Below are 20,397 nucleotides of genomic sequence, written 5' to 3' on the forward strand. Positions count from 1 at the left end.
TACGCCCAGATGCGCCAACTTATCTACGTGAACGCTTTCGGGCGTATGCGATACGCCCATACAGGTAATTTGGCAAAATGAGGATATTCATATAAGAAATTGTTTCTAAGAAGCTGTTTTGAATTTATCGTGCGATGATTTGGGATGAGTTTTTGTAGAAACGCAAAATCTTGCGTCTTTACTATGAGGAAGGATAGCGGACTATCTGACGAAGAACTCTTATTATGGCAGTGATACCAGAGCCAAAATAACGGTTAAGCATCACAGTGTTATAAGTGCGGTAAAGCTTCACGGCAATCCCGCATGAAATTTCATCGGAACTTTTTTCAAAAATACCTTTAACGGGTGCAGGAACTATGTGAATAGGATGCCTGCCAAAATCACGTTGGCTACCTGCCCATGTTAAATTCAAAGCTAATTAACAAAACTCGTATGGCACTGAAAAGTGCCCATTCAAAGGGGCATTCCCTAAATTAAGTGCTTACCTTCTTTTATAAATACGTTGTTTATGCCATCCTCCACTGCTACGCGTGTCATTAAAAACACAGGATACCTTTATGCCAAGATGGGCATCACGATGTTCATCTCGCTTTACACAACCCGACTGATTCTTAACTCGCTCGGAGCATCCGATTTCGGTATCTTCAACATCGTGGGAGGAGCTATCGCCATGCTGGGTTTCCTGAATGGGGCTATGGCGAGTGCAACCCAACGGTTCATGTCCTATTCGGAGGGAGAAGGAAACAAGGAAAAACAAAAGAGTATCTTCAACGTCAGTCTGATACTACACTTCGGCATTGCTTTCATTGTAGGGATTGCCTTGCTTATAGCCGGTTATTTCTTTTTCAATGGCATATTGAACATTCCTGCCGACCGTACCTTTGCTGCACAAGTGGTGTATGGCTCACTCATTGTCAGCACCATGTTTACGGTAATGACCGTCCCCTACGATGCGGCGATGAATGCCCATGAGAATATGAAGTATTATGCCATTGTGGGGATTTTGGAATCATTTTTGAAACTGGCAGTAGCTTTTGCCTGTGTATATACTTCATACGACAAACTCATAGTGTACGGTTCGCTCATGGCATGCATTCCTTTGATTACGTTGACCATCATGCGGGTGTATTGTCACAAACATTATGAGGAATGCTCCATTCGAATCAAAAAGTATTGGGACAAAAGATTGATGAAAGAAATGACTTCGTTTGCGGGGTGGAACTTTTCCAGCGTAGCAATAATTATGATTAGTGCCCAAGGACAAGGAGTTGTCTTAAATCACTTTTTTGGTACGATATTGAATGCGGCTCAAGGCATTTCCAGTCAAGTAAATGGGCAATTGCAAATTTTATCCTCCAATATGCTTAAAGCCCTAAATCCTATATTGGGAAAAAGCGCGGGAGCAAAGAATGAAGAATTGTTAATCAAATCTACATTATTTGGAGCAAAATATTCTACCGCACTTTATCTACTTGTTGCCATACCTTTTTTTATTGAGACCCCTTATATTTTAAAGATTTGGCTTAAAGAAATACCCGAATGGACTATCATTTTTGTACGCTTTCAATTAATCAAAACCTTTATCGAATTCCAATTTGGTACATTTCCTACTGCCATCTCAGCAACCGGACATATAAGAAAGTACACAATTTGGAGCTGCTTATTCAATTTCTTTCAGTTGCCAGTTATGTATTTGTTGTTTAAAGTTGGAATGCCACCTTATTTTTTGTATATCACAAGCATAATATTTGGGAATGTTTTGGTTTATATTGCAGCTATATTATTTACAAAAAAGTTAGTTGGAATTTCAATTATTCAATATGTGCAAAAAGTAACATTACCATTATATGAAACATTGGCACTAAGTATAATGATTCTATATATGGTAGAGCAATTTATTCAAATAAATTCAATTTTTAAACTATTGATTTTTATCCTACTTGCTGTTATGATATTTTCCATCGCATTCTTCTTTATAGGCTGTGGAAAACAGGAAAAACAGATACTTTATACAATCAAAGCTGAAATATTAAACAAGATTCATAAAAACGTATGATTTCGGTCGTTATCCCTTTGTATAATAAGGCTCATACAATAGCTAATACTTTGACTTCTGTGATGAGCCAAACATATCAAGATTTTGAAGTTGTTATTGTCAACGACGGTTCTACAGACAATGGCGTGGAAGTAATTGACAGACATTTTCATGACCCTCGAATTAGAATTATTAATCAAGAGAATGCAGGTGTCAGTGCAGCACGCAATAAGGGTGTAAAAGAAGCAAAAGGCGATTGGATAGCTTTTCTAGATGCGGATGATGAATGGTTACCAAAATATTTGGAAACATTAATTGACGTATTACAAAAATACCCAACTGCAAACATGATCGGCTGTGCTAGTTATTATAAAGATTTCCAAACAGGAAAAGTATCAGCAAACGCACTCATCGACAAGTATAAAGACAAGGCAGTAGAAATTAACTACTTCATGAATCCTGATAAGATGACTCATATCGGCGCAACCATTATACGTAAGAAGAAGTTCATAAAAGCAGGCGGATTTGATCCGGAACTAAAAAATAATGAAGACTTGCTGCTGCAAGGATCTATTGCAATGAAGGGAAACTTTATCTACATTGGACAATGTCTCCATGTGTACGTAGGGAACGTAGAAGGACAGGCAACAAGCGATATTTCAAAACAGGATAAATATACTAAAGATAAAATTGAAGTTCTGAACAAACTATATCAACTGTATCTGAAACAGGGAAAAAAGAATAAATTAGTGCCCATTTCTATCAAATACCGAGGCAGGCATTTTATTTTAGGGTTACTGAAAAGACAACAATATCACATGCTAAAACTTGCTTACGCAGGATTTAGCGCATCTCTCCAAAAAATGTTCCGAATCCCAATATATCTGTGTGATCACCAAGCCTATTCGATATGTGTCATATACATTTATGTTACAAAACTGCTTTGGAGAATGCACGGTTTCCCAAGAGTAGGTGTCATATCAAAATACAATACCGAATCCGTTCAAAAATATTATATAGCACATGAACAGTAAAACGCTTACCGTCATTGTACCATGCTACAATGTGAAAGGATATTTAAGGAAATGTGTGGAATCGATTGCGAACCAAACCTATAAAGACATTTCTATCCTGCTTATAGACGATGGAAGCACCGATGGCACATCTTCCTTATGTGACGAAATAGCCTCATCCGACAAACGAATAAAAGTAATCCATCAAGAAAATAAAGGTTCTTCATTAACAAGAGAAATTGGCATAAACAATTCTAACTCCGAATTTGTCACATTTGTAGACTCTGATGATTGGATACACCCGGATATGTATCAGCACATGATGGACGCATTGATAAATGAAAATGCTGATATAGCCCAATGCGGTGTATGTGACATGTGGGGGGATACTCCTAAACATCGTTATCAAGATATCTACAATAATATTTATACCACATATAATCATATTGATTCCTTCTGTAAACTTATCGAAGAAAAAGAATGGCGTTCATATTTCTGGAACAAAATTTACAGGAGGCAATTGTTTGAAAACGTACAGTTCCCAGCAGGAAGAGGTTTGGACGATGATACAAGCGTAATGCATCAAGTATTTCACCACGCAAAGTCTACAGTCTATTTCAAAGATGAATACTATTTTTACTTCCACAGACAAGGAAGCATTTGTATGGATGATTCATTAGAGGGGAAATTAAAGAAATATTATGACCGGACAAACGCACGTCTCGAAAGATATCTTTTTGTTGCTCAATATCCGGAATACAAGTCAATCATGCCTTACTTGAAAAGTATAACAATCTCCATGTGCATAGCAAACCTCAGACTTGTAGCTAAATATCCAACCTATTTTCCGAAAAACTATTTCAATTATTTGTCTTCCAATATACTGGCAATACCGTTCAGTAAATCTGAGATGGATCCGGAATGGATTTCAAAAATGAAAAAAATAGAATTGCGGTATTTAAGACTTTCGCCTACATTGTATAAGCATACAATTCCGCTTATTTATAAGTTGCTAAAGTAATTGTCGATTTTTCATTAACGCAATGAAACATGAAGAAAAACACTTTTGAACACTTCATTCTGAAAGTTCTCCGCAAGCTGTACGCAAAAACCTTTGACAGCTACCAACTACCACCGATCCAAAGAGAAGAAAATCCCGATAAAGCTTCGGAAATAATTTTCAATCTGCTTATAGACAACGAGCCTTGTATGATTGCACGGTTCGGAAGTACCGAACTTTCAGCATTGGTAAACTATTTAGGAGTCAATTCTAAACATCATTCCATACTAAAATATATTAGAGGAGAACAACCGGAATGGTGGTGGAACAAAAGCATTATGAATCAGATGCAACAATGGAGCGGTTTCTTTCCTCCCACCCCAGAGAATATGCAACGCTTCGGTGACTTGATGATGCAAGATATGAAAGAATTGGATTTGTTAGGATGTTGGATAAAAAATGAAGCATATTTTACAAAAGAGCTGGAACATATACAGCGAGTACATCTTCGGTTATTGGAACCTTTTTGGGCAGACAAGCCTTGGACACGTTGTTTGAAAAATAAAAATATCGTTGTCGTTCATCCCTTTACAGAAGACATCCTTTCACAATACAACAACCGTACTTTATTATTTAGCAACCCGGATACATTACCTAAATTTGCATCATTACGCACTGTAAAAGCTGTACAAAGCCTTGGAGGTGAAGACAATGGTTTCAAAGACTGGTTTGAAGCATTGAAATGGATGGAAGATGAGATTGATAAAGAAGACTACGATGTATGCCTGATAGGATGCGGTGCGTATGGTTTTCCTTTGGCTGCTCATGTCAAACGGCAAGGAAAAAAAGCTGTTCATTTAGGCGGTGCTTTGCAGCTATTGTTTGGAATAAGAGGCAAGCGATGGGAAAATCCTTCTTATGGAGTTAGAGAATGGGGAATTCCGTATGGAAGCTATTCATCATTAATGAATAAATTTTGGGTACGTCCAGGAGAAAACGAACGTCCAATGAATGCAAATCAAGTAGAAAGCGGATGTTATTGGTAATATTGCATAATAAAGTTTATACAGAATAAGTAACTAATCAAAATTAAGCAGCATTATGTTTAAGTTTAATTCCCAAAGTATCCCCGACAGCCGCCAATGCCCTATTGACGGTATAAAAGAGGTTGTCGCTACTCGCATAATCCTGCGGTCTGATCCATTTGGTTTTCATTATCCTCCACAATGTTTCCGCAAGGTTCAGGTGCGGGGAATACGGCGGAAGATAAAAGAGGAAAAGCCCACGTTTCTCCCACAATGTCCTCAGTTCTCGTACCTTCTTGTTTCGATGTACGCTCGCATTGTCAAGCACGATGAACGTGTCTTTCTTAATGCTCAAGGAAAAGGCGTCGAGGTATTCAACGACCTTGTCCGCGTCAATGCTTTCAGTCGTGGTGAACCCATGATAGCGGTTGTTCCGGTCTATCATGCCGAAGATGTTGACCCTTTGTGCCTTTTGGGATGGGACATACACGTCTTCGTCACGGAATTGCCAGCCGTAAGGCACATAGCCTTCGGTGCATACGTGACTCTCATCGGCGTAATAAAGGTCTATCTTGCCGTCCATGTTCAGTTGTTCAAGTTCTTGCAACTTCTCGGTCTTATACGCATAGAGTTGCGGCGAGGGTACTCCCCTTGGGCGTTTTCTTATTCGCTTATATCTTGCGCCAATGCTGATAAAAAACGCTTGAATGTCTGGTCGCTCGCTTCCTTGCCCGTGGCTTTCTGCCAAGCTTCGCGGGCTTTGCTGACGCTCTGCCTGTCCTGTTCTATGGCTTTGCGGACAACTTCCTCGTCCGTGCAGTCCATGATAGGTTTGCGACCACGCCCGGGGCGGGTATGCAAGCCGCTGATGCCTTCCTGCATGAAACGTTTCACCCAAAAGTTGACGGATACATGCGACATCTCCGTCTGCAAACCTACTTGCTTGCTTGAAAGCCCTGACGATTTGAGCAATACGGCACGGCAACGCATGCGGAAGCAATGGCTGAGTCCCTGACGGAAACCTGTTTCCAACGCCAAGCGTTCGGAGTCCTTTAATATGATTGATTTGACTTTGCCCATAAGTGTATCTTTGAGGTTTATGAGGCAAAGGTATCAAATCTATATGATATAAACTAATTATGAACATCTACTTAAGGAACAGAATTCATAACTATCTGTTATCAGTACCCTAAAACTTTATTCGATATAATATCTAATGATTATGAAAAAGCAACTATTAAATATATTGCCCTATACAATATTGTTAATTAGTATTTCCTCCATTCTTCAATGGTGCAGCCTTCCTATTGGCAATACATTTTTGTGGTGGCTACTACAGAGTACAATACTATTTATTTTTTTTTACTTGTCACCAAAATGCTACTCAATATTCCCCATAAAGATATTCCTGATTTACGTTGCCTTCTCTGCTATTTACGGCGCCATTTACATGACCGAGAATTATTGGGATTGGAAGTTATTGGTTTATAATCTGATGGTTTTTCTATTGCCAATTGCAGTTTACATATTTAGTAACGCCAATCTGTTACAAAAAGTGTTACAATTCTGGTTGAAATATGCATGGATATTATTGATTATATTAACGCCATTTCTATCTTCTGACGCATTTGGCCGTTTTTTAGTTCCTTATTCATTTCTTAGTCTATTCATATTCTTTGTTAACAGAAAGAATAAAATCATTTTAATAATAGCCTATTTAGTAACTATCACTTTTGGATATGCCTCTCGAAGTGATGTCCTTAAATTCACGGTTTGCCTATTAATTGGTGGCACATTGTATTTCCCTATTATTAGAAGATTTTTCTATTCTTTCCAGCGAAAGATATTATATCTATTGTGGCTTACTCCAATCATGCTATTCGTTTTAGGTATTACCGGTATTTTCAATGTATTCCAAATAGAAAAGGAATTAGGATTGGAAGGAAAATTTGAACTAACAAGTTCCACTTCAGACAATAAATATTCGGCCTTAATAGATACACGGACTTTCTTATATCAAGAAGAAATAAAATCCGCCATAAAGCATAATTATGTAATACAAGGAAGAAGTATAGCACGAGGTTATGAATCTTATTCATTCGGTAAATCAATAGACAAAGATTTAGGCATACAACGAGGTGAAAGACAAAGTTGTGAGACATCTATTCTTAACGTGTTTAATTATTTTGGAATCATCGGCGTTATATTATACTTTATAATATTTGTAACCGCCTCTTATAAAGGAGTGACCCAGTCTCATAATTTATTTGTACCCTTAATCGGTATCTATGTCGCTTTCAGGTGGTTGTTTGCATGGATAGAAGATTTTTCACGATTTGACTTGAATTATTTATTCTTATGGATTATGATCGGCATTTGTTATTCACCTCAATTTAGAGGCATGTCAAACAGGGAATTTTATATATGGCTTAGAACATTAACAAAATATTAATATGAACCTTCTTTCGCGATTATTTTATGCCATACCCGGGCTATTAAAGGAGCTTGTGAAAATAGCTAATAACGGTGCACGGAATATAGAAATGAAAAAACGGTTTCCACAATCTATAATTGATAGTGGTTGCTCAGCAACTATTGATGTAAAGATTGGAATACATAGCCATATATATTCTGGATGCATTATTAATCACTCTCAAATAGGGAATTATACGTATATCAGCCGGAATGCATTGATTCAAAATACGACTATTGGAAATTATTGTTCTATTTCACATGAATTGATATGTGGGCTTGGACGCCATCCAATAAATAACTTCTCTACATCGACTATTTTTTATCGCAAACATAATGCCAGCCAAGTAGAAGTTGTCAATGAAGACAGTAACTTTCAAGATTATCTTCCGATCAAAATAGGCCATGATGTTTGGATTGGAGCACGTGTAACCATTCTTGATGGTGTAACTATAGGAAATGGAGCAATAATAGCAGCAGGAGCTGTTGTAACCAAAGATGTTCCACCATACGCTATTGTTGGTGGAGTTCCTGCACGCATTATTCGCTATCGGGAAGTTAAAGAACAATATCGGGAATTTATAGGGACAGATTGGTGGAACGAACAACCGGAAGAAATCTATAAAAGAATCAAGGAAAGGTCTGGAATGATTTGACATCTAAATGCTATAATTAATCCAGCTAAATTCATGTATAAATTAAGCCTATTGAATTACCATGGAATCAATCGCAGTACTGCTCACAGTACATAACCGTAGAGAAAAGACATTGTGCTGCCTACAAAACCTATTCAAACAGGAAATTCCTGTCGATTACCAGATGGATATGTACTTGACGGATGACGGTTGTACGGACAGAACTCCCGAAGCCATACGCACACAATATCCACAAGTGCATATTATAAAAGGAGATGGCAACTTGTTTTGGAACAGAGGAATGTACATTGCATGGGAGGCAGCAGCAAAAAGCCAAGATTACGATTATTACCTTTGGCTGAATGATGACACTTTTGTCTATTTTACAATGTTAACCACACTACTGAAGGTCTCCGAAGAAAAAGGCAATCATGCCATAATCATAGGAGCTACCCAATCATTAAACCATAGCCAACCTACTTATGGAGGACGATTGGGCAATGGAAAAATTCCTATTCCAAATGGAACGGCTGTGGAAGTAACCCACTTCAATGGCAATATTGTATTGGTACCAATGTATGTCTACCATATATTAGGGAACTTGGATTACTATTTCACTCACAGCAAAGGTGATTTTGATTATGGACTTCGTGCAAAAGAAAAAGGAATCAAAATGTATCAGGCAGGAGAATTCCTCGGAGAATGCGATTTACATGAAACCATTGACAGATGGTGCAATCCTGAAATACCATTCAATCAACGATGGAAAGCACTACATCGTCCTACCGGTATGCCTCCGAAAGAAACATTTCATTTAGAAAAAAAGCATTGTGGAGTAATGAAAGCATCTTTCCATTATTGTACGATATATTTAAGATGTCTCTTCCCAAAGTTGTGGAATCGTAGGAATCAGAAATATTTGAAAAGAGTTTAAGATATTTATCTATGACAAACTTCAAAGACCTAAAAATAGCTGTAGCCGGAACAGGCTATGTAGGACTTAGCATCGCTACCTTGCTAAGCCAGCATCATCAGGTGACCGCCGTGGACGTGATACCTGAAAAGGTGGACTTGATAAACCAATGTAAATCGCCCATCCAAGACGAATATATCGAAAAGTATCTTGCAGAAAAGCCGCTGAACCTGACTGCGACCTTGGATGGTGCAACGGCTTACCAAGAAGCGGACTTCGTAGTTATCGCTACTCCCACCAATTATGACCCGGTAAAGAATTACTTCGATACCAGCCATGTGGAGGAAGTTATTGAGATGGTGAAACGGGTGAATCCGAATGCCATTATGGTGATAAAGAGTACGATTCCCGTAGGATATACCGAAAATATCCGCACGAAAATGAATAGCGACAATATCATTTTCTCACCTGAATTTCTCCGTGAAAGCAAAGCTCTGTATGATAACCTCTATCCGAGCCGCATCATTGTCGGTCGTCCTGAAGGAGATGCAAGGTTAGATGAAGCGGCAAAGATGTTTGCTGCCCTTTTGCAAGAAGGTGCCATTAAGGAGAACATCGACACGCTTTTCATGGGATTAACTGAAGCCGAAGCGGTGAAACTCTTCGCCAATACCTACTTGGCGTTGCGTGTGTCTTACTTTAATGAACTGGATACTTATGCCGAAATGAAAGGACTTGACACGAAGGCGATAATCGACGGCGTATGTCTTGATTCACGTATCGGCACGCAATATAACAACCCCAGTTTCGGCTATGGAGGTTACTGCCTGCCCAAAGACACCAAACAACTACTGGCCAACTATGCGGATGTGCCGGAAAACTTGATACAAGCTATTGTGGAAAGCAACCGGACACGCAAGGATTTCATTGCCGACAGAGTTCTCCATAAAGCCGGATACTATGATTATTATAATCGTGGCGATTTCAATCCGACAGAAGAAAAGAAATGCGTGATTAGAGTTTATCGCTTGACCATGAAGTCGAACAGTGATAACTTCCGCCAATCGTCTATTCAAGGCGTAATGAAGCGCATCAAAGCCAAAGGTGCTGAGGTAATTATCTATGAACCGACCTTGACGGATGGTAGCACATTCTTTGGCAGCAAAGTGGTGAATAACTTGGACAGCTTCAAGCAACAAAGCCACGCCATCATTGCCAACCGCTATGATATTTGCTTGGATGATGTAAAAAAGAAAGTTTATACACGAGATATTTTCAGGAGGGATTAAATCTATGCTCAAACAATTAATGAAAAAACATCCATTTCTTATGGATTTTATTGCATTTATCTACAACCTTATCCATAAAAATAATACTTGGAAATACTATCAACACATTATTGCCAAAGGAGCTTTCCTAAAGAATGTAAAATTCTCTATTACAGGCAAAAACAATAAAATAGTAATAGGAAGAAAAGCGAGGCTAAGAGATTGTAAAATAAAAATATACGGAAATAATTGTCTTCTAAAAATTGGAGATGGAAGTACCATAATTTCAAATGCAAGTTTTTGGCTACAAGATGACAATTGCAAAATAATTATTGGAAATAATTTTACGATGGAAGGAGGACATATAGCCTCAACAGAGGGTGAAACTATTACTATTGGAAATGATTGTATGTTTTCCAATGATATTGAAATAAGAAACGGAGATAGCCATTCTATCATCAAAGCCAATACTGATGAACGAATCAATTGGGCAGAATCTGTTACTATTGGAAATCACGTCTGGCTAACTGCTCATGTACGGGTATTGAAAGGAAGTTGTATCGCTGATAATTCAATTATAGCCAATAGCAGTATAGTAACTAATCAATTAAATGTTCCAAACGCTATTTATGGAGGAACGCCAGCCAAAATGCTAAAAACCGATATTAATTGGGATAGAGACCGATATAGATACACACGCTCTAACATTTCAAAATCCTAAAGACTTTTTATGAAATCAATCGCAGTCCTGCTCACGGTTCACAACCGTAAAGAAAAAACATTATGCTGCCTCCAAAACCTGTTCAAACAGGAAGTTCCTGTCGACTACCAAATGGATGTGTACTTAACGGATGACGGTTGTACCGATGGAACACCCGAAGCCATACGTGCACAATATCCGCAAGTGCATATTATAAAAGGAAATGGCAATTTATTTTGGAACAGAGGGATGTACACCGCATGGGAAGTAGCAACAAAAAGCCAGAATTACGATTTTTACCTTTGGTTGAATGATGATACAAATCTTATAGAAGATGCATTAAAAGTTATGATAGAATCTTCCTATAAACAAAACCATCAATCTATTATTGTGGGGACTACAACCTCTAAGCATAAAGATATTGCGACCTATGGCGGATATAAAAATAACAAAATACTTGTCCCCAATGGAGAACTTCAACTGTGCGACACATTTCATGGGAATTGTGTACTGATTCCGAAATCTGTGTATGAAAGGTTGGGAAACTTAGATTGGACATTCAGACATGCTATTGGAGATTTGGATTATGGCTATCGTTCTACGCATGCAGGACTAAAGAACTTCGTGGTACCTTGTTATATAGGATATTGTGAAAATAATCCCAAGCTCCCGGCATGGGCACGTCCGGAAGTTCCCTTGCGAAAAAGAATAAAGAACCTGTATTCACCTTTAGGCTATGCAGAACCTTTGCCTTTTTTTCACTATGAAAGAAAAAATTTCGGACTATTGACGGCCGTCAGGCATTTCATTACTATACATATCAGAGTCTTATTCCCACAACTATGGAAAAGTTAGATAACACTTATGTATTTCAAACAGATTCTGCACTCGTCAGAAGAGTATATGAAACAAACAATAACTATTTGATAGAGTGTTCTAAAAATGGAGATGCTGATACTTGTGTCATTTATTTTAGTAGCAATGACATCTATTATCCAAACTCAGAAGGAATATTCACGAAACGTATTGTTAACAAGGACTTTTACGAGTGGTATCATACACGGATAAACAGGGCAAGCAAACACATCTTTATACGTGATGTATTTAAGCAATGGTACTTAGCCGGCATTAATACCAACATCAATTCCCCCGAAAAGCTTGCAGCATTTCTAAAACAAGAAACACAAGGTTATACAGATGTCATTACTTTGGGAAGTTCGGCAGGAGGTTACGCTGCAATACTTTATGGGTCACTTATCAATGCACAGACTGTATTTGCATTTAATCCTCAATTTGAAATTGGTTCTTTATTGGAACAAAGCTCAGAAACCATCAATCCATTGATATTTAGATTAAGAAATGAAAGAGATAAATACTATGACATTGTCCCATTTATTAATGAGAAGACTGAAATCTACTATTTCTATTCCAAACATTCCCCATGGGATAAGGAACAGCATAAATATATAAAGCCACAACATAACTTATATCAGATACCATTCAGTTCAAATCATCACGGTATTCCGTTCTTAAAAGCAGCTTTGCCTGTCGTACTGAACTCTAATGGGAAAGAATTGAAGAAATGGGCAAATAAATTACATAATCCTATTGCTTTTACTATAAAAAGAATTGGATTATGCAAAACAATAAAAGGCTTTATTTCACAATTATATCAAGCATATAAGAAAAGGGTGTGAATGGGAAGTTATTGAGAGAGAGATTTGATGATTTAACCAGTCATCTTGCTAGGATTTCAAATATTCAGTATGCAGGACAAGTGAGTATGGATTTCGTGAAAGATTTATTAGACTCTAAAGAACAATATAAAAAAGTATGGATAATTGGAGGAATATGGGATTTTCGTCAATTACAACAGGAATACCTGTTTCTATGGCTGTTTTAAGTACTTTGGGTACCCTTAAAGCAAATCCGTTTAGTATAATTTCAATTGGAGGTAGTCTTGTTATAGGAGCAATATGTGCATTTACTGATTTTTATAGAGTAAAAAAGAACAGGAATCCCTCCTATTCATCTTATTTAATAGGCATAGACAAACTTTGCAAAAATATAATAAAGCAAAGTTACATACGCTTAGAAGAGTTTATCAATGACTAAGAGAGCACCTTTGTTCTTTATTAAAGTTGATGTCTGAAAATCCTCGTAGAATAAATTGGTAATTGGCTGTGGTTAGAAGTATTGCTATAGAGGACTAATGCCGTTGTGTCTGCATTCTGTCCATACCCTCTTGAAAGAAAAATAAGCGGTTTGTGAAACTCAAGATTTTACCAACTTCAATAAAAGAAAGAAAAATAATAAAACAATCGCTAAATCCTATCAGCTTTTTAAGAGGAAATCAGTAAGATACTATACAACAGACTCATAAGATGATGCAGTCAATGAAGTTCACCGAAATAAGTATAGTAATATCATGTAAATAAAAAAGAACAATAATGAAATATATCAGACATATAAAAAACGAAGGCAACAATAACAATTTATCAAGATGAATACACTGATTTCGATAATTATCCCTCTTTATAATAAAGCTTCCAGCATTAAAGAAACAGTCCTATCGGTTTTATCTCAAGATTATACAGATTTCGAAATAGTTATTGTTGATGACGGTTCGACTGACAATGGTCCGGATATAGTAAAATCTTTCCAAGATAATCGAATCCGCTTGATAAGCCAAGAAAATCAAGGTGTTTCTAAAGCTCGTAATAAAGGCATTGAGGAAGCCATAGGAGATTGGCTTCTGTTTCTGGATGCAGATGACAAATTGGGAAAGGATTGCTTATCTGTCTTATGGAATTTACACTTGAAATATCCAACTGTAAAAATTTGTGCAGCTAATTATAAAATACAATTTCCAAAAAACAAAATAATAATTGGCTGCTCTTACCAACAAGTAGGGATAATAAACGATCCATTCAAACTACGTTGGTACAAAGTATGGAATCTTAGACTTGGAGCATTTATTGTACAAAAAGCCTCTCTTTCTACAACAATTAGATTTCATCCTATAATATGTAAAGGAGAAGATACCTATTTCACAGATACATTGCTAGAGAGTTTTCAAGTTGCTTATACGCCTATTCCCATTATGTTATACGATAGAGAATATAGTTCTTTAAGCAATATTCATCACGATTATACAAAAAACATATCCAGCTATCTAAGTATATCTGTCACAAATAAATATCATCAATTACTAAATGCTGAAATCATAGGAAAAGGGATTATCCTCTCTCTCTTAAACAAAAGATGGAGTACTACTTCTTTTTTAATAAAAAAGAATATACGCTACGCATACTTAATTATATGGTCTCTTTTTCTTAGAATAATTTCCAAACTTAGAAGCTGTTTTGAATTTATCGTGCGATGATTTGGGATGAGTTTTTGAGGCATTTTCGCTTCTGTGATGAGGAAGATAGCGGGCTATCTGACGAAGAACAGGAGCGAAAAGAACCAAAAAATCGCCCAAAGCACACACGAAAACGGATACATCAAGCCAAGAAAAACTTTTTGGAGAAATTCAAAACAGCTTCTTAATTGTAACCTATATGCCAAGATTAGCTTCTGACAAATACTGCACAGGATGTTTGGCATGCCATGACACATGCAGGCACAATGCCATTCAAGTCATAGAAAAGAACGGGATGACGTATGTAAACGTGGATTCAAAGAACTGCGTGGAATGCGGATTGTGCGAAAAAGCCTGTCCGATTGTTACACCTGTGAGAAAGAACGAATTGGCCCAAGCACATGTGTATGGCGGTTGGGCTAAAGACGAACAAGAAAGGTTGGATGCCGCTTCAGGTGGTGCTTTCACCGGATTAGCCCATAGTTTCTTCCATAGTCACAAGGAAGAGAAAGTAGCTGTAGTCGGAGCTAATCTAACCAACAATCGTGTATCGCATATTATGGTAGAACGTGAGGAAGACATATCATTACTGGCCAATAGTAAATACATTCAAAGCAATACCGCGGGCATATACAAGGATGTAGTCAATAAACTCAAAGCAGGTTATTGGGTTATGTTCTCGGGTTGTCCATGCCAAGTGGCTGCACTTTATGGATTGCTGGGCAGCAAAAGAAACAACGAACGTTTGATTACCGTGGAAGTAGTGTGTCATGGTATTGCCTGTCAGGAAGCACTGGACTTGCATCTGAAATACTATCAGTCACCACGCATTTACTCTTTCAGGGATAAACGCCAAGGCACGCAAGACTGGAAATATTCACAATGCACAACGATTGAAGTGAACGGAAAACCTTGCAAACTATCCAGAGAGAAAGATATGTTTTATGCTATCTATTCAGGTTGGCTACTTGACAGAAGGAGTTGCAGCAATTGCCGTTATGCCAGCATAGAAAGAGTAGCGGACATTACCCTTGCCGACTTTTGGGGGTTATCTATACCCGACTACTACAAACAAGGCGTGTCGCTTATCATGACTAATAATGATAAAGCAAACGATTTCGTTAAATCGGCAGATGATATATATGTATTTGATGAAGCATTGACTACAGCCATTGGCGGTAATCCGCACCTGTTTACAGGATATAAGTTCATTCAGTATCACCCCATGGTATTAGCACCGGGATTGATGAAGAAGCTACTTCCGGACAAGCTTAGATTTGCCATACTGACCAATAGAATGCCACATAAATTGTTTTGGGCTGTGTTCAAAGTAGCCACGATGCTTCATATCAAATACAAACGGACAAAATTAATGAAACGATTGAGTAAAGACCAAAGGCTCCGACATTTGTTAACAAATGCAAATACAGGGGGGGGGTAAAATGGCCTAAACCATCAAATATTTCTTTAATAGAAAAATGATAGTGCTATGAATAAAATAGGAATTATCACTATTGACAAGGTAAACAATTATGGTGCAGAGTTACAGGCATTCGCTTTGCAGAAAAAATTGGAGAAACTGGGATACGCTTGTGAAATCATAGATTACCTCTATTATAAAAACTGGAAATACAAGGATACAAACCAGTCAAAGCCCTTTGTGCCGATGAGCGGAAAAGAACAGTTAGCCTATTGGTTGAAGTACCGTTTTGCCAACTTCTTGCTGGATAAAGTATTTCCTCTGTTTCATCAGGCAACAAGAATACGACTGAAACGGTTTGAGACGTTTCACCGGGATAATACGAAGTTCAGCCAACCCTATAATTCGATGGCAAAACTTTACCGAACGAACCTTGACTATAACACTTACATCGTAGGAAGTGACCAAGTGTGGAACCCTTCAGCCAATTCTTCCATCGAGCCCTATTTTCTTACTTTTGCTCCTAAAGAAGCAAAAAAGATATCGTATGCTTCAAGTTTTGGTGTCTCGCACATCGCTCCGGAATTACAGGAACGGTTCAAGAAACTGCTGAGCAATATAGATGTGATTTCGGTCAGGGAGGCATCCGGAGTGGAATTGGTAAAGCAACTTACAGGAAGAAATGCGGAGTTGGTGGTTGACCCGACCTTGCTATTAAACAAGCAGGAATGGATGCCTTACATGAAAGTATATCCCGACATGCCTAAACGATATGTGCTGATTTACCAACTTTCGGATTCGGATGCTATCGTCAAATTGGCAAAACAAATAGGAATAGAAAGAAATATTCCTATATACCGCATTTGCAAACGGGCTTTCCACGTAAAGAAGGACACGGGAGTTATCAACATTCTCGATGCAGGTCCGGCAGAATTTCTGTTCTTAATAGCTCATGCCGAATATGTGATAACCAATTCTTTCCACGGCACAGCCTTTTCTGTCAATTTCAGTGTCCCTTTTTATACTGTAGTTTCTTCTGCCAAGAAAAACAATTCGAGAATGGAATCGTTATTGGCATCAACAGGTTTACTGAACAGATTGTTGTCTGATAACATAGACATAAATACCGTTAACATTAACATGCCAGATTTCAAAGAAGCACAAAAGAAACTCCAACAAGTTCGGGAACAATCAATAGCTTTCTTGAAAACCAATATTTAAGCTCCTGATATAAATACTTATCATGCTTTCCATCCTCATCAACGCCTATGCCTGCTCTCCTAACATGGGCAGCGAACCCGGCATGGCTTGGAACTGGTGCGTAAACCTTGCCAAGCATTGCGAACTGCATATCATCACTGAAGGTGAATTCCAGGACAAAATAGAAGCGGTTGTCCCTACGCTACCCCAAGGTAAGAACATGCACTTCTATTACAATCCCGTATCGGACGAAATCAGGAAGATGTGCTGGAATCAAGGGGACTGGCGTTTCTATAAATATTATAAGGAGTGGCAAGGGAAAACTTACGAAATGGCAAGGGATATTTGCCGGCATACACACATTGACATTCTGCACCAACTGAACATGATCGGTTTCCGTGAGCCGGGGTATTTGTGGAAGATTTCTGATGTTCCTTTCGTATGGGGACCTGTAGACGCGAAAGAAAAGTTTCCTGTTGCCTATTTAGCAGGAGCCGGACTAAAAATACAACTGTTCATGAAACTGAAAAACTTCCTGACAGGCATCCAATTACGATACTCCCAACGTGTACACCAAGCTGTAGAAAGAGCATCTGTCGTTGTCTCTGCATCTTCAAACTCACAGCAAGCATTTAAAAAGTTCTTCCACATAGATTCTCCACTGCTAAACGAAACAGGTTGCTACGTGCAAGAACACCCCATAATAGACAAAACCCAAAAAGATACATTAGATGTATTATGGGTGGGAAAAATGGATTTCAGAAAACAATTAGGTTTAGCTATTCAAAGTATAGCTAAAACAGCGAATCCCAGAATCAAGCTACATATAGTGGGTGGAGGTGACAGCGTACCCTACCAAACATTAGCTAAAGAACTGAATATAGACAAGCAATGCAAATGGCATGGAACGATTACACACAATGAAGTGCTGCGCATCATGCAAAAAAGCGATGTATTCCTTTTTACCAGTGTGGCAGAAGGAACACCTCACGTAGTATTGGAAGCCATCGGAAATAATCTGCCTGTATTATGTTTTAATACATGTGGACAAGGTGATTCAGTAAATGAAAAAGTCGGTCACAAAATCGAACTAACTAATCCGCAACAATCCATCAAGGATTTTGCAGAAGCCTTGAACCGTTTTGAAAACAACAGAAACCTGTTAAAAACTTATTCCATCAACTGCAAAGCCAGACAACTGGAACTTTCGTGGGATAACAAAGCCAAACAGATGGTGGAACTGTATACTAAAATCATATTTTTTGAAAAAGCAACGCCTGCAAAAAAAGACAACGGACAAAATATATAACCATAGAATTAAATTATTATAATCCCGAAGATTTGAATTTACAAACCGTTTGAGTATTTTTGTCCAAGCAAACAAAACTCAAAGATATGAGCAATCACTTTAAAGAAATAACCATTACGAATTTCAGAGGTTTCGACTCGCTGGACATCAATAACCTGCGAAAACTCAACGTTTTTGTAGGAGCGAACAATGTGGGCAAGACATCCATACTGGAAGCCGCATTTATGCTAAGCGGTATGTCGAATCCGCTCATTTCCAATCGGGTAAATTACCTCAGAGGGGTTATATTCAACAACATAGACAACAGCAGGTATTTGTTTCATAACGTAGATTTCAACAACAAGCCTTTACTGAAAGGAGTGATGACAAATAAAGAGATGAGGAGACTGACTTTCTCACCCATAACCGCTTATGATGAAACAAATGCATCAACAGGCAATTCGACCAATCAATCGGTTATCAAACAGCTGAATTTCGATTTCGACAAAGAAGACGAAAAAGGGTTTGCCTATCATTCGAAAATCATCGTCGGGAAAGACGGAAACCTGCAACAAGAAACCGACAATAATTATAATGAAAGCTTGAATGCGCTATTCATACCGGTTGACAAAAACGACACGAACGCCACGACCCATTTTTCCACGCTGGTAAAACGCAACAGAAAACAAATCGTAATCAATGCCCTGCATGATTTTGACCCTGCTATTGAATCCGTAGAAGCATTGCCTGACGGATTGTATTTAAGAATAAAAGGACTAAAGGAACTTCTACCCATCAGCATGGCAGGAGATGGAGCAAGACGCATGATAAATATTTTGTCAACCATCACCAGTGAAGATTTCAACATCGTATTCATTGATGAAATAGACAACGGCATGCATTATAGTGCACACAAACTGATATGGAAAACCATCTTAAGATTTATCCAAGTACACGATATCCAACTCTTCGTCACAACTCATAACTTGGATTGTCTGATGGGACTTGAAAATGCCATGTATGAATCGAAAGATTTGCAAAACCTAACAAACGTATATAACGTAGCTAAAACAAAACAACGTGGTTTCCAAGTGTACCGCTATGGTTACAATGAATTGAAAGAAGCTATTGACAATGAAATTGAAATCAGAAGATGAAAGAAATCTATCGAATTTTCGTGGAAGGTCCCGCCGACAAACGATTCATTGAACAACTTATGGAATTTGTTTTCAATGAAAAAATCCCTTCGGACAACATCATATCAACTAACGGCTACACAAACCTAACCGCTACAGACAAAGAAGGTACATTTATTAATGAAATGCAACGGACAACTGACGACGGTGGCATCAACCTCGTGATATTTGATGCTGATGACGATTGCAAAATACGCCGAACAGAATTATTGGATTGGAAAAGACGAACCCAAACAAACTTTGAATTATTCCTATTTCCAAACAACAAAGACGAAGGCGAATTGGAAAATTTATTGGAACAAATCATCAATCCGGAAAACAAACAAATCATGGAATGTTGGGATAATTATGAGCAATCATTAAAAGAAATCCACTTGCCGTGGAGAAACGGTATCCCGTTAACTATTCCAGCCAAAAAAACCAGAATATACGCTTACCTTGAAGCACTGCTGGGTACATCAAGGTCGGAAAAAGAAAAAATAAAAGAAAAAAACAGAGATTACCAAAATAAAAAACATTGGAATTTAAACGCTGAAGCTTTATCTGAACTTACAAAGTTCTTGAAAAGTTCTCTATCCCAATGAATCATAGTAAAACAAAATTGGTTTGCGAAAAAAATAGTGAGGGTGTGTCAAAATATAAATCAACTTTCATTTTGTCATCCTGAGCACTGGCAAAGAATCTCGAAAATGGATGCTGATGGATACGAAATGCTTCACTTCGTTCCCTTAGACATTGCTTTTTGATAGTCAAATTCTATTTCGACATATCCTCACAAGAACATGACAAAAGATTTTTCGCAATTCATTTCTGATTGACTATAACATGGATGTTTTCAGGCAGGCAGACCCTGCCCCTACAAGTCATT

At 37.9% G+C, this 20,397-nt stretch carries 21 protein-coding genes; 19 read left to right on the forward strand and 2 right to left on the reverse strand.

Annotated elements, in window-relative coordinates; genetic code table 11:
* Positions 1 to 508: 508 nt before the first annotated feature.
* Genes B5G04_RS08755 through B5G04_RS08770 form a run of 4 tightly spaced genes read left to right on the forward strand, consistent with a single transcriptional unit; the run spans position 509 to position 5,094 of the window.
* Entirely contained in the window at positions 509 to 2,056 is a 1,548-nt protein-coding gene (locus B5G04_RS08755) for a hypothetical protein (protein WP_087396844.1), read from the forward strand.
* Positions 2,053 to 3,069 (forward strand): glycosyltransferase family A protein, encoded by a 1,017-nt coding sequence (locus B5G04_RS08760; RefSeq protein WP_087396846.1) that lies wholly within the window; start codon positions 2,053 to 2,055, stop codon positions 3,067 to 3,069. Before B5G04_RS08755 ends, B5G04_RS08760 begins: the two co-directional genes overlap by 4 nt.
* Positions 3,059 to 4,069, forward strand: a complete 1,011-nt coding sequence (locus B5G04_RS08765; RefSeq protein WP_087396848.1) for a glycosyltransferase family 2 protein — start codon at positions 3,059 to 3,061, stop codon at positions 4,067 to 4,069. The genes B5G04_RS08760 and B5G04_RS08765 overlap by 11 nt, the downstream gene beginning before the upstream one ends.
* A 29-nt stretch (positions 4,070 to 4,098) precedes the next feature.
* Complete coding sequence (locus B5G04_RS08770; RefSeq protein ID WP_087396850.1) at positions 4,099 to 5,094, forward strand: hypothetical protein; 996 nt, start codon at positions 4,099 to 4,101, stop codon at positions 5,092 to 5,094.
* A 43-nt stretch (positions 5,095 to 5,137) separates the two neighbouring features.
* Here the strand turns inward: B5G04_RS08770 and B5G04_RS08775 are convergent, their stop codons facing one another.
* Both B5G04_RS08775 and B5G04_RS08780 read right to left on the reverse strand, forming a co-directional pair.
* Entirely contained in the window at positions 5,138 to 5,821 is a 684-nt protein-coding gene (locus tag B5G04_RS08775; protein WP_143270429.1) for an IS630 family transposase, read from the reverse strand.
* Positions 5,737 to 6,153: a helix-turn-helix domain-containing protein gene (locus B5G04_RS08780; protein WP_087396117.1), complete on the reverse strand. Its 417-nt coding sequence runs from the start codon at positions 6,151 to 6,153 to the stop codon at positions 5,737 to 5,739. The genes B5G04_RS08775 and B5G04_RS08780 overlap by 85 nt, the downstream gene beginning before the upstream one ends.
* Before the next feature lie 142 nt (positions 6,154 to 6,295).
* On the opposite strand from B5G04_RS08780, the gene B5G04_RS08785 reads away from it, so the two are divergent.
* From B5G04_RS08785 to B5G04_RS08850, 15 genes are all read left to right on the forward strand, one after another.
* Positions 6,296 to 7,525: a hypothetical protein gene (locus B5G04_RS08785; protein ID WP_143270450.1), complete on the forward strand. Its 1,230-nt coding sequence runs from the start codon at positions 6,296 to 6,298 to the stop codon at positions 7,523 to 7,525.
* 1 nt (position 7,526) lies between these two features.
* Positions 7,527 to 8,201 carry a CatB-related O-acetyltransferase gene (locus tag B5G04_RS08790; protein WP_087396854.1) on the forward strand — a complete coding sequence of 225 codons (675 nt, stop codon included), beginning with the start codon at positions 7,527 to 7,529 and terminating at the stop codon, positions 8,199 to 8,201.
* 61 nt (positions 8,202 to 8,262) lie between these two features.
* On the forward strand, positions 8,263 to 9,114 hold the full coding sequence (locus B5G04_RS08795) for a glycosyltransferase family 2 protein (protein WP_087396856.1): 852 nt from the start codon (positions 8,263 to 8,265) through the stop codon (positions 9,112 to 9,114).
* An 11-nt stretch (positions 9,115 to 9,125) separates the two neighbouring features.
* Positions 9,126 to 10,382 (forward strand): nucleotide sugar dehydrogenase, encoded by a 1,257-nt coding sequence (locus B5G04_RS08800; protein ID WP_087396858.1) that lies wholly within the window; start codon positions 9,126 to 9,128, stop codon positions 10,380 to 10,382.
* A 40-nt stretch (positions 10,383 to 10,422) separates the two neighbouring features.
* A complete protein-coding gene (locus tag B5G04_RS08805) occupies positions 10,423 to 11,082 on the forward strand; it encodes an acyltransferase (RefSeq protein ID WP_087396860.1) in 660 nt (219 codons plus the stop codon).
* Positions 11,083 to 11,091: 9 nt separating this feature from the next.
* Positions 11,092 to 11,916 (forward strand): glycosyltransferase family 2 protein, encoded by an 825-nt coding sequence (locus B5G04_RS08810; protein ID WP_087396862.1) that lies wholly within the window; start codon positions 11,092 to 11,094, stop codon positions 11,914 to 11,916.
* Positions 11,904 to 12,758 (forward strand): hypothetical protein, encoded by an 855-nt coding sequence (locus B5G04_RS08815; RefSeq protein WP_087396864.1) that lies wholly within the window; start codon positions 11,904 to 11,906, stop codon positions 12,756 to 12,758. Before B5G04_RS08810 ends, B5G04_RS08815 begins: the two co-directional genes overlap by 13 nt.
* A 136-nt stretch (positions 12,759 to 12,894) precedes the next feature.
* Positions 12,895 to 13,176, forward strand: coding sequence for a hypothetical protein (locus B5G04_RS19320; RefSeq protein ID WP_143270451.1), 282 nt, complete (start codon positions 12,895 to 12,897; stop codon positions 13,174 to 13,176).
* 388 nt (positions 13,177 to 13,564) lie between these two features.
* Positions 13,565 to 14,446, forward strand: a complete 882-nt coding sequence (locus B5G04_RS08825; protein WP_239414063.1) for a glycosyltransferase family 2 protein — start codon at positions 13,565 to 13,567, stop codon at positions 14,444 to 14,446.
* On the forward strand, positions 14,443 to 14,613 hold the full coding sequence (locus B5G04_RS19785) for a hypothetical protein (RefSeq protein ID WP_158100078.1): 171 nt from the start codon (positions 14,443 to 14,445) through the stop codon (positions 14,611 to 14,613). Before B5G04_RS08825 ends, B5G04_RS19785 begins: the two co-directional genes overlap by 4 nt.
* 11 nt (positions 14,614 to 14,624) lie before the next feature.
* Entirely contained in the window at positions 14,625 to 15,866 is a 1,242-nt protein-coding gene (locus B5G04_RS08830; RefSeq protein ID WP_239414064.1) for a Coenzyme F420 hydrogenase/dehydrogenase, beta subunit C-terminal domain, read from the forward strand.
* Between the two features lie 48 nt (positions 15,867 to 15,914).
* Positions 15,915 to 17,066 (forward strand): polysaccharide pyruvyl transferase family protein, encoded by a 1,152-nt coding sequence (locus tag B5G04_RS08835; protein ID WP_087396870.1) that lies wholly within the window; start codon positions 15,915 to 15,917, stop codon positions 17,064 to 17,066.
* Positions 17,067 to 17,088: 22 nt separating this feature from the next.
* Positions 17,089 to 18,354 (forward strand): glycosyltransferase, encoded by a 1,266-nt coding sequence (locus B5G04_RS08840; protein WP_087396872.1) that lies wholly within the window; start codon positions 17,089 to 17,091, stop codon positions 18,352 to 18,354.
* An 86-nt stretch (positions 18,355 to 18,440) separates the two neighbouring features.
* Positions 18,441 to 19,490, forward strand: a complete 1,050-nt coding sequence (locus B5G04_RS08845) for an AAA family ATPase (RefSeq protein ID WP_087396874.1) — start codon at positions 18,441 to 18,443, stop codon at positions 19,488 to 19,490.
* On the forward strand, positions 19,487 to 20,113 hold the full coding sequence (locus B5G04_RS08850; RefSeq protein WP_087396876.1) for a DUF3226 domain-containing protein: 627 nt from the start codon (positions 19,487 to 19,489) through the stop codon (positions 20,111 to 20,113). The genes B5G04_RS08845 and B5G04_RS08850 overlap by 4 nt, the downstream gene beginning before the upstream one ends.
* The last annotated feature ends 284 nt before the right edge of the window (positions 20,114 to 20,397 follow it).

This window comes from Bacteroides sp. An51A (genome assembly GCF_002161565.1).
Taxonomy (GTDB): Bacteria; Bacteroidota; Bacteroidia; order Bacteroidales; family Bacteroidaceae; genus Phocaeicola; species Phocaeicola intestinalis.